This is a genomic window from Bradyrhizobium sp. LB13.1, from assembly GCF_054056815.1.
The window spans coordinates 4,927,795-4,940,509 of record NZ_JBSRYQ010000001.1 but is presented as its reverse complement, the minus strand read 5'-3'; the positions used below and the strand labels follow the sequence as shown (position 1 = coordinate 4,940,509).

Below are 12,715 nucleotides of genomic sequence, written 5' to 3'. Positions count from 1 at the left end.
TAGCCTCATACGCGGGTACATAAAAGTAACGATTAAGAGTCTATTTAGGTTTGGAGGCGGAAGTCAAATCCGGCTTCGGCCGATGCGTCAGCCCATTGGAATCGCTGGGGAAGTTCGGCATGGCGCGGCGCGCCGCGCGAGAGGCCTGGCGGCGGTGTGGCGTCGATGGGTCAGAAAGGGCGGGCCGGATCAGCCGTGCACGATCGCCTTTTCGATCATGCAATGGATGCCCTTGCAGCCGTTGACGGTCTGGGTCACCCGCAGATCGGCCGCCAGGCTGCACAGCGTATAGGCGTCCTCGCGCGACAGGTTTCGCTTCTCGCCGAGCAACACGATCATGTCGCGCAGCGCCCGCACCACGCACTGGTCGAGATCGGGGTCCATCGCCATGGTCATGTAGTGCGTCGCCGTCTCGCCGCGGGGATAATCGAGCCTGAGGTCCTTGCGCAGCGTCAGGCGGAAGCGGCCCTGGAGTGCGGTCTCGATCGCGGTGACGCAGACCTCGCCGTCGCCCTGCACGGCATGGCCGTCGCCGCAGGAGAACAGCGCGCCGGGAACGAATACCGGCAGATAGAGTGTCGCACCGGCGCCAAGCTCCTTGTTGTCGAGATTGCCGCCCATGGCGCGCGGAACGAGCGAGGAGATGCGGCCCCAGGCCGGCGGCGGCGAAACGCCCATCACGCCGAAGAATGGCTTGAGCGGCAGGTCGAGCCCCCACGGCATGCGGCCGACCATCCGCGACCGGTCGAGCGGGATGTTCAGGATGCGCGTCTCGTGGAAATCGTCGGGCAGGGTGCCGGACAGCGGCTTGATCATGTTCCAGCCCCAATCCTGGCGGAGCTGGACGTCGAGGATCTCGACCGCGAGCACGTCACCGGGCTCGGCCCCTTCGACCGCGATCGGGCCGGTGAGGATATGGCCGGGGAGCATGCGCTCGTTTTTGGCATGAACCTCGAAGATCTCGGGCGGGATGTGAAACTTGCTGCGATCGGGCAGCATGTCAGGGCCGCCGCTGATGGTGTCGACCGTCACCTCGTCACCGCTCGCGATGGTGAGGACGGGCTTGAGCGCAGCTTCGAAGAAGCCCCAATGGCAGGTTTCGGGGCTGGAATGCAGGTGGTGATGGGTCATGTGGCTTGTCCGTCCGGTTTCATCGAGCCCGGGCTTGACCGGATGATCGATCCTCTTTCAAGAAGATTTCTGAAGATGGACGGGCTGGTCAAGCCCGCACATGGCACGATCATTCCAGCGAGGCTCCCCTGTATTTCGTTCTTTCCAAGACCATCGGCACCGCGCTGCTGCCGATCAATCTCCTGATCGAGCTGGGAATCCTGTCGCTGCTGCTGATGGCGACGCGTTTTTCCGGGCTCGGCCGCAAGCTCGCCGTGACCACGCTGGTGCTGCTGGCACTGGCTGCGTTCTCGCCGCTCGGTAATCTGCTGCTCTATCCATTGGAATCGCGGTTTCCGGCATGGGACCCGGCGCGCGGCGCGCCCGACGGCATCATCGTGCTTGGCGGCTCCATCGACACGGATCTGTCGGCGGCGCATCGCACGCCAGTCGTTTCGCACGCGGCCGATCGCTTGTTTGCGCCGGCCGGGCTCGCGCGGCGCTATCCCAATGCGCGCATCGTCTTCACCGGGGGCACTGCGAATCTTGTCGAAACCGATTCCAGGGAGGCCGACTACTCCGCGCCGATCCTCGAAAGCCTCGGCATCGCGAAGGATCGCCTGATTCTCGATCGCGATTCCCGCAACACCTGGGAGAATGCGATCTTCACCAGGAAATTGGTATCGCCAAAGCCGGACGAACGCTGGCTCCTGGTCACGTCGGCCTTTCACATGCCGCGCGCGATGGGGATCTTCCGCGAGGCCCGGATTTGACGTCGAAGCCTATCCCGTGGACTGGCGAATGGGCGGGCGTGACGATCTCCTCTCTTTCACCAATGTCGGCGGCGACGGTCTTGCCAGGACCGAAGTGGCCGTGCGCGAATGGATCGGGCTCGTTGCCTACCGCCTGATGGGCCGGACTAGCGAGTTGCTCCCGGGACCGGCGAAGGACTAGAACCGTTCAAGAAACAATAAATAGCGCCGGCGCGCGACCGCCGGCCGGGAGGACGCCATGCAACAGCAGAGTGCAGACAGCATCGATCTTGCCGGCCTCGTCGCCGATCTCAACAGCCTGCTGCGGCTGAAGACCACCGTGATCGGCATGAAGCTGTTCGCGCGTACCGCGGAGATGGAGGCGATCCCGAAAATCCGGCGGCCGAACGCGGTTCACACGACAGACCAGATCGTCAGCATGGCCTCGCGGCTCGGCTGGACCGTCGGCATTACCAGCGACGATCTCGTCGGCGCGCAATGCCGCGCCGTGATCGGACTTGCACCGCAGGACGAGAAATGGCTCGCCGGCGAAAACTATGTCGGGGTCTGGCACGGCACGGCAGAGGACGCGCGCAAACGCCAGGAGGCGCTGGACGTCGTTCCGTTCGGCCAGTACCAGGCGCTCGCGGTCAGCCCGCTCGCCAGCGGCCGGCTCGATCCGCCCGACATCTGCCTCGTCTACGCCACGCCGGGACAGATGATCATCCTGATCAACGGTCTGCAATATACCGGCTACAAGAAGTTCGAATGGGGTGTCGTCGGCGAGACCGCGTGCGCGGATTCCTGGGGACGGGCGCTCAAAAGCGGTGAGCCCAGCCTGTCCTTGCCATGCTATGCCGAACGGCGCTATGGCGGCGTGCCCGACGAGGAGATGCTGATGGCATTGAAGCCGGAACATCTCGCCAAGGCGGTTCTGGGCATGAAGGCGCTGGCCAAAAACGGCCTGCGCTATCCGATCCCGCCCTACGGTATTCAAAGCGACGTCCGTGCCGGCATGGGCGTGAGTTACGCGAAGAAGTAAAGGCCGACCATGAGCTCTGCGAAATTCGACATCATCGTCTACGGTGCGACCGGTTTCACCGGTCAGCTCGTCGCCGAATATCTGACCCAGCATTACAAGAGCGACAAGACGCTCAAATGGGCGATGGCAGGCCGTAGCCTTGGCAAGCTGAAATCGGTACGCGATGCGGTCGGCGCGCCCGGGAACACGCCGCTGATTGTCGCGGATGCGTCTGACGCGGCTTCGCTGAAGGCGATGGCGGAACGGACGATGTCGGTGGTCACGACGGTGGGTCCGTATCAGCTCTACGGCGAGGAACTGCTCGCGGCCTGCGTCGCCACCGGCACGGATTATTTCGATCTCTGCGGCGAACCGATCTGGATGCGCCAGATGATCGACAAGTACGAGGCGGCTGCAAAAGAGAGCGGCGCGCGCATCGTGTTTTCATGCGGCTTTGATTCCGTGCCGTTCGAGCTCGGTGCGTTCTTCGTGCAGGAAGAGGCCAAGCGCATGTTCGGCGCACCGGCGTCGCGCGTGAAAGGTCGCGTGCGCGATATGCGCGGCACGCTCTCGGGCGGCACCGCGGCGAGCGCGAAGGCGACCTTCGATGCGGTTGCCAAAGACATCAGCCTCATCACGATCCTGAACGATCCGTTCGCGCTGACACCGGGTTTCACCGGCCCGAAGCAGCCGAAGGGCAACAGGTCGCTGCTCGAGGAGGACCTGCAATCCTGGGCCGCGCCGTTCACGATGGCGCTGATCAACACGCGCAACGTCCATCGCTCCAACATGCTGATGGGCTTCCCCTATGGCCAGGACTTCGTCTACGACGAGATGGTCCTGACCGGCCCCGGCGAGAACGGCGAGGCCAACGCCAAGCTCGTGATGGCGGCCAATGCGGGCAAGACGGGCCCCGACGCACCGAAGCCGGGCGAGGGGCCGTCGAAGGAAGAGCGCGAAAACGGTCTCTTCGACCTGCTCTATATCGCGATCGCACCCGATGGCCGCATGGTTCGCGCCGGCGTCACCGGCGACCGCGATCCCGGCTACGGCTCGACCTCGAAGATGATCTCCGAATGCGCCATCTGCATGCTGCGTGACGCGACAGACGTCGCCGCGGGCTTCTGGACGCCGGGCGCAGCGATGCAGCACAAGCTGATCAAGCGGCTGGTCGAGCACGCCGGGCTGACATTCGCCGTGGAGAGATAGAGGCGGTCACTTGCCGCAATCGCGGTGTCATCGTCCGGCTTGACCGGACGATCCGGTATCCCAGAGATGGCACTGATCGAATCGAGAGGTCGCGGCGTACTGGATGCCCGCCTTCGCGGGCATGACAGCGTTCGCAACTACACCGCCCGCGCGTCGTACGTGTACATGAACTCCATGCTCTTCGAACCCAGCGGCAGCAGCCACTTCATCATCTGATTGCGGATCCAAGCGCCGGTGGCGCTGAGTTCGCGCTTGCTGTTGCCGTTCCGGCGCGCCAGAGCGACGATCTTTTCCGCGCGCGGGCGTCGCTCGGCCTCGAAGGCCTGGAAGGTGGCGCCGAGCTCCTGGCCTTGCTGCATCAGCCGGGCGAGGCGCATCGCATCCTCCAGCGCGAGAGAGGCGCCCTGGCCGGCATGCGGGCTGGTCGCATGCGCGGCGTCGCCGATCAGCAGCGAGCGCTTGCGCGACCAGGTCGGCAGGGTCGCGACGTCGAGCGTGTCGGTGACCACGATGTTCTCGGCCGCGTCGATGATGGCGGGGATCGGATCATGCCAGCCGCGATGGAAGCCGCGCAGGTGCTGCTTCAGTGTCGCGGGGTCGAGCGCGCGGAACATCGCCGCATCCATGCCGTGTGCGGGCTGCGTGCTCCACCACATCACACCGTCGTTCGGAACGGGACTGCAATAGCCGTAGCCGAAGAAGCCACTCTGCCCGAACGTGGTCTCGACGTTCCGGCCGATCGGCCGGCCGTCGAGGACGGCGTACGGAACGAAGCCGCCGAAGCCGATCAGTCCGGTGTCGAACGGCTGCGGTCCGTCCGGCACGACCTGGCGCCGCGCAACCGAGTGCACGCCATCAGCGCCGATCAGGAAGTCGCCTTCGGCGGTGGTGCCGTCGGCGAAATAGGCGATGATCGGCTGGTCGCCGCGGTCCTCGATCTTGATCAGGCGCTTCTCGAAATACAGCGACACACAGGCGCACCAGGCCTTGTCGATCAGCATCTCGTTCAGCGTGGCGCGGCAGACATTGACCGCCGGCTGGCCGAAGCGCCGCGCCATGTCGCGATTGATCGAGCCGAGTCTCTCTCCGCCTTGCGAATAGAAGTCGAACGACTCCGCGATCGAGCCGCGGCTGATCAGCTCGTTCGAAAGGCCGATCTCGTCCATGACTTGCATGCCGTTCGGTGCGATCTGAAGGCCGCCGCCGATGCCTTTCGAATAGGGCCAGGCCTCATAGATCGCGGACTCGATGCCGGCGCGGCGCAACAGGACCGCGGCGACGGGGCCGGCGATGCCGGCGCCGATGATCAGGGCCTTGCGGGGACGGTTGGACATGGCTTGCTCCCGACGTTTCCGTGGTGCTAGGAGAATTAAGGTCGCTAAATATCTTAGTTACTAAGATATATATTGACTAAGTTATGAGGTCTGCCTTGTCAAGGACGAAGGCGCGCGCTGCGCTGCTGCAGGAGCTCGAGGAGGCGATGCGCCGGTCGTCCGCGCAGGGCGTGCTCTATGGTCAGACCGTTGCGAACGTTGCCGGAATTGCCAATTCCGACCTTGAATGCATGGACATCCTGTATCTCGAAGGCCGCGTCACCGCCGGCCGGCTCGCCGAAGTCACCGGCCTGACGACGGGCGCCATCACCGGCGTGGTCGACCGTCTTGAAAAGGCGGGGCTGGTGCGCCGGGAACGCGACGATGCCGATCGCCGCAAGGTCTTCATTGCTGTCGTGCCGGAGGCGATAAAAGGGCTCGGCCAGTTCTACGTGCCGATGCAGCAGGCGATGGAGAAGGTTTTTGGCGGCTATTCCGACGCGGAATTGCGCTTGCTGCTGCGCTTCGCCAATGAGGGCTACAAGGGGGTGCTCGCGGCGACCGCGGCGCTGAAGGGCCTGCTCGACACGCCGCCGGAGAAGCGTCCCGATCTCAAGCTGAGGAAGCTTCGTCGCCAGCCCTAGTCTTGTAGATCTGTGCGGCCGCGATCATGCCCCACATCGCGCCCAGCATCATCCAGAAGTGCCGCCAGTGGTCGGTGTCGATCACGAAACTTTCGCCGACTGTGCCGACGAAGGCGGAGAAGACGGCGAGATAGGCGCGCTGCCATGGCACGCGAACGAAGATGTGTCGAAAGCCCATGATGACGGTCGTGAAGACCAGCGCGGGATAGCAGATGCCGGACAGCCAGCCGCCGGACATGAAGGCGTTGAGGTAGGAGTTGTGGGTGTCCTCGGGGAAGAAGCGGTGGAATTGCAGGGGGCCGATGCCGAACGGCAGGTCGAGCGCCATCTCCGCACCGAGGATGTGCCGGCCAAACCGGCCGAACCGGCCTTCGTCATAGCTCTGGTCGAAGCTCGCGCGCTGCTTGAACATTTCGGCGATGGAATCGAACGACATCAACACCGCGATCAGCGCCAGGCCCAGCACCGCGGCCAGGATGGCCATGACAATGATGCGCGAGCGCTGCGCGTTGGTGCGGCTGGTCAGCACCATCAGCGCCAGCATGAAGGCGGATGTCAGCACCAGCCCGCCCCAGGCGGCGCGGGAGAAAGCGAGCAGGATCGCCAGCGACATGATGCCGAAGGCGATGACGTTGCGGAACGCCTTGCCGAGCTTGTCGGAAACCACGCTCTGGAGCGAAAACAGCGCCGGCAGGATCAGGAAGGCGCCGAGCACGTTCGGGTCCTTGAACGTGCCGCGGGCGCGTCCATAAAGTGTGAGGAGGTCGTCTCCGCCGGGGACCAGGTGGAAGTAGCCGGCGACCGCCGACAGGGAGGCAACCATCGCGCCGATCACGAGTCCGCGGCGGAGCATGTCGAGCCGGGCCGTGGTGTCCTCCGATGTGACCATGGCGAAGAACAGGACCGTCACCGCCATGTACCAGGAGGTCGCAATCCAGCTCACCACCTCGGACTGTTCGAACAGCGGGATCGCGCTGATCGTGTAGCCGACATTGAGCAGGACCAGCATCAGCACCAGCGGCATCAGGGCGAGCCGCAGACGCAGGCCGGTGGCGAAGAAGGTGACAGTGGCCAGCAGCGTCACGATCTCGTAGGGGCTCGGCTCGATGAAGACGATCGCGCCGGAGGCGCCGACCAGCCACACCAGCGCACGCTGAAGCGCCAGCACGCCGGGCGCAGCGCGAACCGCTGCATTCATCTCCCCCGCTGTCGCCGCATACGCCATCACACGCTCACGCTATCGGTACGCCACAAAACACGCTCTCATCGTCCGGCTTGACCGGGCGATCCAGTACTCCGAGACAGCGAGGCTCTATGGCGGCGCCGCGGCGTACTGGATGCCCCGCCCCAGTACGCAATTGCGGACAAGGCGGAGCATGACGGAGAAACTCAGCTCAATACGCGTTCTCGTTCTTGGTCAGCAGCGACATCGGCGTCTTCAGCAGAATGACGAGATCGAACAGCACCGACCAGCTCTCGATGTAATAGAGGTCGAACTCGACGCGCTTCTGGATCTTCTCTTCGTTGTCGATCTCGCCGCGCCAGCCGTTGATCTGAGCCCAGCCGGTGATGCCGGGCTTGACCCGGTGGCGGGCGAAATATCCGTCGACGGCTTCGTCGAACAGGCGGCTCTGGAGCTTGCCTTGCACCGCATGCGGACGCGGACCGACCAAGGATAGATTGCCGGAGAAGACCACGTTGAAGAGCTGCGGCAGCTCGTCGAGGCTGGTCTTGCGGATGAAGCGGCCGACACGGGTGACGCGCGAATCGTTCTTGGTCACGACCTTCGAGGCCGTCGGATCCGCCTGATGATGGTACATCGAGCGGAACTTGTAGACGTCGATGCGCTCGTTGTTGAAGCCGAAGCGCTTTTGCCGGAACAGCACCGGGCCGGGGCTGTCGAACTTCACCGCCAGCGCCACCAATCCCATGACCGGCAGGGCCGCGAGCAGCGCGAGGCTGCCGACGATGCGGTCGAACAACCATTTCATCACCAGGTCCCAGTCGGTGATCGGCGCCTCGAACACGTCCAGTGTCGGCACCTCGCCGATATAGGAGTAGGAGCGGGGACGGAAGCGCAGCTTGTTGGTGTGCGCGGAGAGGCGGATGTCCACCGGCAGCACCCAGAGCTTCTTCAGCATCTCCAGAATGCGCGTTTCGGCGGAGATCGGCAGCGCGAACAGCACGAGATCGACGCGGGTGCGGCGGGCGAACTCGATGATGTCGTCGACCTTGCCGAGCTTGCGCGCGCCGGCACAGGTGTCGAGCGCGCGGCTGTCGTTGCGGTCGTCGAACACGCCGAGCACGTGGATGTCGGAATCCTCCTGCACTTTCAGCGCCTCGACCAATTGTTCGCCGTTGCGGTCGGAGCCGACAATGATGGTGCGGCGGTCGAGCCGGCCCTCGCGCGCCCAGGCGCGCACCAGCGAGCGCAGCACCAGGCGCTGGCAGACGAGCGCGGCGAGCCCGAGGAAGTAGAAGGCGGCAAGCCACAGCCGCGATATTTCGCTGCCGAATTTGGCGAAGAAGGAGATGCCGATGAACAGCAGGAAGACGAACGACCAGGAGGAGATCATCCGCGTCATCTGCCGGAGCTGACCGCGGAACAGCTGCACTTGATAGATGTCGGCGGCCTGGAAGCAGACCACGGCGGAGACCGCGACGGCGATGATCTGCGCGGGATAAACCCAGCTGAAGGAGCCGGCGAGCGGCATGACATAGCCGAGATAGAGCGCGATGCCGACGAGGCTCAGCAGCGCGAAATCGGCCAGGCGGACGAAGCCGGTGATTACGATCGGCGAATAGGCGCGGGCGACCTTCTGGTTGGACGATGTCCAGCGCGGCGGGCGAGAGTCGGCGGCGGCGCTCCACAAAGGGCGGGTCGGCCGGGTTCGCCGCGGCGCTGGTCGCGGCATCGAGCATCGAGCGTGCGTTGAGCGGTTCCACGGGCGTCCACGTCCATTCCAAAAACCCGCGGGACGCGTCCTTGCGCCCCGGGCGAGCATCCCCTGGCACATCGAGTATCGAACAAATCGGAAGATTCTCTAAAGCGGGCCTTAAGGATGGTTAGTGTTTGGTAAATGCGTCGCGATATCCCGCGAGCACGCCATCAACCATCGCCTGCTGAGAGAAATGCGCGGAGATGCGCTCGCGCAAAGACGATGCGCGCTGCACGGTCGCTTGCGGATTGTCGAGCGCGGCCGCAATCGCCTCCGCCATGGCCTCCGCGTCGCTCGGCGCGAACAGCGCCGGGCTCTCCGCCCCAAAAATCTCGGGGATGCCTCCGATTTTGGACGCGATCATCGGAATGCCGGCAGCACCGGCCTCGATTACGACATAGGGCATGGAATCGCCACGCGAAGGAACGACCAGCAGCCGCCCCTTGGAAAAGCCGTAGCGCGCCTTGACATGGCCGATGAAGCGGATGGCACTGGTCAGGCCAAGCCTCTCGACCTGCGCTTTCAACGCCGCGGTCTCCTCGCCATCGCCGCCGAGCGTCAGGGTGACCCTCTTGCCGCCCTCGTGCAGGCGCGCCACCGCATCGACCAGCAGATCGGCGCCCTTGATGTGCCTGAACTCACCGACATAAGCGAGGTCGGTGGCGTCGCCGGCGATGATAACAGGCTCGAATTCTTCCGGCGTCACACCGTTGAAGACGCAATGCACCACGCCCTTCGGCGTGCCGACGATGCGCTGATAGGTGTCGCGGGCAAACGCGCTTTCGAACAGAAAAAGGTCGGTCGCGCCCATCAGCGTGCGCTCGAGCCGCGCATAAAACTCGCCCTTGAGCGTGTTGAGGGGATAATGCAGCGAGCCGCCATGCGGGGTGTAGATGCGGATGGTGTCGTCGGAGCGCCGCCGCATGCGGATGAAAGCACCGGCCTTGGCGCCGTGGCCATGCATGACGTCGGGCTTGAGCGTAGCGATCAGGCGCCGCAAGCGAAGCCAGACCAGGACATCGTCCGGCGACGGTTCGCGGCGGATCGCCATCCGGTGCACGCCGAGCTTCAGTCGCGGTGCGAGCTCGGCAAGGGCCTTGTCGGCGCGCTCGCCGCCGGTGAGGTTGTCGGCGAGGATGCCGACATGATGGCCGCGGTCGACCTGGCCGTTGGCGACGTCGAGGATGTGGCGGAAGATGCCGCCGACCGGAGCGCGCACGGCGTGCAGGATGCGAAGCGGCTGGTCTTGAGAGGGGGGCATGATCAAAACCAGCGCTCGACGGCGAATGCTCGAACAAAACTCACGAAATAATCGAGACGGATTAAGAGCCCTCGTGGTTAACAAACGGTGACGAGCGCGCCCGCGCGAGCTGTCGGATGCCGCGATTAACCCAGCGGCAACCTTAATGGAGTGTAATCGCCCCGGTTCAGGTAAGTTCGTGGCGTTGCGCCTGCGGGAGTGTTCGATGCGTTTAGCGTTCTGGCGTGGCGGCAAGGACAGGGCGGTGGTCGAGCGGGCCGTCTCGAAGGCCAAAGCCGAAACCAAGCGGGCCGAACTCGCGCCCAGGATCGAAGCAAAGCCTGCGCCCGTTGCTCCGACGCAGCAGCCAGTCGAATCCGGCGACATCGACCTTCACGCGCTCGGTGCGGCGCTGGCGCGCAAGCGCGGCTGGATCATCGTGCCGACGGTGCTGGCGCTCGTCGCGTCCGTCGCGATCGTCAATCTCGTCACGCCGCGCTACAAATCTGAATCCCGCATCCTGATCGACGGCCGAGAGAACGTGTTTCTGCGCCCCAACAGCGATCGCGCCGAGGAGCGGCAGGCGCTCGACGCCGAGGCCGTCACCAGCCAGGTGCAGCTCGTGCTGTCGCGCGACCTCGCGCGCGAGATCATCAAGAAGAACAAGCTTGCGGAGCGGCCCGAGTTCGATCCGGTGCTGCAAGGCATTTCGCCGCTGAAGTCGCTTGCGGCGCTGGTTGGCATCGGCCGCGATCCGTTCTCGATGACGCCGGAAGAGCGCGTGCTCGACGCCTATTACGAGCGCCTCCAGGCCTACGCCGTCGACAAGTCGCGCGTGATCGTGATCGAATTCCAGTCCGCCGATCCCGATCTCGCCGCGCGCGTCGCCAATTCAATCGCCGACGGCTATCTCGTGCTCCAACAGGATGCGCGCCAGGACCAGGCCCGGAACGCGAGCCAGTGGTATGGCGGCAGGATCGACGAGCTGCGACGGAATGTCTCCGAGGCCGAAGCGAAGGCCGAGGATTTCCGCTCCAAGTCGAGCCTGTTCATCGGCACCAACAACACGACGCTGTCGAACCAGCAGATGGGCGAGGTCAACACCCAGCTCAACAATGCGCGCGCGCTCAAGGCCGATGCCGAGGCCAAGGCGCGCCTGATCCGCGAGATGATCCAGAGCGGCAAACCGATCGAGTCGTCGGAAGTGCTGAACTCGGAATCGATGCGCACGCCCTCCCAGCAGCGCGTGGCGTTGCGGGCGCAGCTGGCCGAGCAATCGTCGACGTTGCTCGGCAACCACCCGCGCATCAAGGAATTGAAGGCGCAGCTCGCCGACCTCGACACCCAGATCCGCGACGAGGCCGCCAAGCTCGCCCGCACGCTCGAAAACGATGCGCGTGCCGCCAGCGGGCGCGTTCAGGAATTGTCCGCAAGCCTCGAGCAGCTCAAGAAGCAGGCGACGTCCACCAACGGCCAGGACGTGCAGCTCCGCGCCCTCGAGCGTGAGGCAAAAGCGCAGCGCGACCTGCTCGAAACCTATCTCGCGAAGTACCGTGAAGCCAACACCCGCGAGACCATCGACACCGCGCCGACGGATGGCCGCATCATCTCGCGCGCCATCGTCTCGAACATGCCGGCCTATCCGAAGAAGCTGCCGATCGTGCTGATCGCGACGATCGCGACACTGTTGCTCTCGTCCGGCGTCGTCGTCACCGGAGAGTTGTTGCGCCAGACCGCGCCCCGTGCAGTCGCTGTATTCACGCCAGCGCAAACGCGGACGTCGGCTCGCCAGGAACAATTTATCCAACCGATGGTCGTCGATCCGGTCATGGCAGAGCCCGCGCCGCTTCAGCCGGAGATGACGGCGGATGCCGATGTCAGCGAATTCGCGGAGATCGAACGCCTGGCCGCTAGCCTGCGCGCCGCCGGGGCTGGGGCGAAGAAAGTCACGGTGCTCGGCACCGCAGCCGGCGAAGCCGTCACGCTGTCGACGCTGACACTGGCCCGGTATCTCGCGCGCGATGCGCGGGTTGTCGTGGTCGATCTTGCCGCGTCCTCGCCGACCATGGCCGCCGTATCCGTCGACGCCTCCGCACCCGGCCTTGCCGAGCTGATGCAGGGCGAGGCATCGTTCGCGCAAATCATCACCCGGGACAAGCTCTCGCGGCTGCATCTGGTCTTGCCCGGCCGTCCCGGCTTCGATCGCAGTCTGTTGCAGTCGCCGCGGGTGACCCTGGCGGTCGACGCGCTGCTGCGCGCCTACGACCACGTGCTGCTCGATGCCGGCAGCGCCTCCGACCTGCCGGCCGAACTGCTGACGGCGAATGCCCGCGCCGTCGTGGTGCCCGACGCGTCGATGGCGCCGGATGCGCGCGCGCTGATGTGCGAGCAGCTCAGCGCCGTCGGCTTCAGCGAAGTCACGATGCTGAGCAAGCCGGTGCAGCCGTCGAATGCGGTGGATGCGCCGCGCGTCGTGGCGGCGTAGGC

General features: G+C 64.8%; 8 protein-coding genes and 2 pseudogenes. 5 read left to right on the top strand and 5 right to left on the bottom strand.

Features of this window, described 5'->3' with window-relative positions:
• Nucleotides 1–189: 189 nt before the first annotated feature.
• Entirely contained in the window at nt 190–1,131 is a 942-nt protein-coding gene (locus tag ACVWYI_RS23585; RefSeq protein WP_456663335.1) for an acetamidase/formamidase family protein, read from the bottom strand.
• A gap of 164 nt (nt 1,132–1,295) precedes the next feature.
• Here ACVWYI_RS23585 and ACVWYI_RS23580 point away from each other — a divergent pair.
• The 3 genes and pseudogenes from ACVWYI_RS23580 (at nt 1,296) to ACVWYI_RS23570 (ending at nt 4,092) form a co-directional block, all read left to right on the top strand.
• Nucleotides 1,296–2,064, top strand: a pseudogene (locus tag ACVWYI_RS23580) (YdcF family protein).
• Between the two features lie 57 nt (nt 2,065–2,121).
• A complete protein-coding gene (locus ACVWYI_RS23575; protein ID WP_456663334.1) occupies nt 2,122–2,904 on the top strand; it encodes a DUF169 domain-containing protein in 783 nt (260 codons plus the stop codon).
• A 9-nt stretch (nt 2,905–2,913) separates the two neighbouring features.
• Complete coding sequence (locus tag ACVWYI_RS23570) at nt 2,914–4,092, top strand: saccharopine dehydrogenase family protein (RefSeq protein ID WP_247443219.1); 1,179 nt, start codon at nt 2,914–2,916, stop codon at nt 4,090–4,092.
• A 137-nt stretch (nt 4,093–4,229) separates the two neighbouring features.
• Here ACVWYI_RS23570 and ACVWYI_RS23565 read toward each other — a convergent pair whose 3' ends face one another.
• Complete coding sequence (locus ACVWYI_RS23565; protein ID WP_456663333.1) at nt 4,230–5,426, bottom strand: FAD-dependent monooxygenase; 1,197 nt, start codon at nt 5,424–5,426, stop codon at nt 4,230–4,232.
• A 146-nt stretch (nt 5,427–5,572) separates the two neighbouring features.
• Here ACVWYI_RS23565 and ACVWYI_RS23560 point away from each other — a divergent pair, with 146 nt between their 5' ends.
• Nucleotides 5,573–6,049 carry a MarR family winged helix-turn-helix transcriptional regulator gene (locus ACVWYI_RS23560; RefSeq protein ID WP_456664567.1) on the top strand — a complete coding sequence of 159 codons (477 nt, stop codon included), beginning with the start codon at nt 5,573–5,575 and terminating at the stop codon, nt 6,047–6,049.
• On the opposite strand, the gene ACVWYI_RS23555 is transcribed toward ACVWYI_RS23560, so the two are convergent.
• The 3 genes and pseudogenes from ACVWYI_RS23555 to ACVWYI_RS23545 form a co-directional block, all read right to left on the bottom strand.
• The gene (locus ACVWYI_RS23555; RefSeq protein WP_247443221.1) at nt 6,018–7,274 is read right to left on the bottom strand and encodes an O-antigen ligase family protein; all 1,257 of its coding nucleotides are present in this window, start codon (nt 7,272–7,274) and stop codon (nt 6,018–6,020) included. The genes ACVWYI_RS23560 and ACVWYI_RS23555 overlap by 32 nt on opposite strands.
• A 169-nt stretch (nt 7,275–7,443) precedes the next feature.
• Nucleotides 7,444–8,971, bottom strand: a pseudogene (locus ACVWYI_RS23550) (undecaprenyl-phosphate glucose phosphotransferase).
• Nucleotides 8,972–9,115: 144 nt separating this feature from the next.
• Nucleotides 9,116–10,249, bottom strand: coding sequence for a glycosyltransferase family 4 protein (locus ACVWYI_RS23545; RefSeq protein ID WP_247443223.1), 1,134 nt, complete (start codon nt 10,247–10,249; stop codon nt 9,116–9,118).
• Nucleotides 10,250–10,454: 205 nt separating this feature from the next.
• Between ACVWYI_RS23545 and ACVWYI_RS23540 the strand changes: the two genes are divergently transcribed.
• Nucleotides 10,455–12,713, top strand: coding sequence for a GumC family protein (locus ACVWYI_RS23540; RefSeq protein WP_456663332.1), 2,259 nt, complete (start codon nt 10,455–10,457; stop codon nt 12,711–12,713).
• The last annotated feature ends 2 nt before the right edge of the window (nt 12,714–12,715 follow it).

What these genes read in the sequence shown, in the direction of transcription:
- ACVWYI_RS23585 (WP_456663335.1), bottom strand. Translation starts at nt 1,131, where the DNA reads ATGACCCATCACCACCTGCATTCCAGCCCCGAAACCTGCCATTGGGGC.
- ACVWYI_RS23575 (WP_456663334.1), top strand. Translation starts at nt 2,122, where the DNA reads ATGCAACAGCAGAGTGCAGACAGCATCGATCTTGCCGGCCTCGTCGCC.
- ACVWYI_RS23570 (WP_247443219.1), top strand. Translation starts at nt 2,914, where the DNA reads ATGAGCTCTGCGAAATTCGACATCATCGTCTACGGTGCGACCGGTTTC.
- ACVWYI_RS23565 (WP_456663333.1), bottom strand. Translation starts at nt 5,426, where the DNA reads ATGTCCAACCGTCCCCGCAAGGCCCTGATCATCGGCGCCGGCATCGCC.
- ACVWYI_RS23560 (WP_456664567.1), top strand. Translation starts at nt 5,573, where the DNA reads ATGCGCCGGTCGTCCGCGCAGGGCGTGCTCTATGGTCAGACCGTTGCG.
- ACVWYI_RS23555 (WP_247443221.1), bottom strand. Translation starts at nt 7,274, where the DNA reads ATGGCGTATGCGGCGACAGCGGGGGAGATGAATGCAGCGGTTCGCGCT.
- ACVWYI_RS23545 (WP_247443223.1), bottom strand. Translation starts at nt 10,249, where the DNA reads ATGCCCCCCTCTCAAGACCAGCCGCTTCGCATCCTGCACGCCGTGCGC.
- ACVWYI_RS23540 (WP_456663332.1), top strand. Translation starts at nt 10,455, where the DNA reads ATGCGTTTAGCGTTCTGGCGTGGCGGCAAGGACAGGGCGGTGGTCGAG.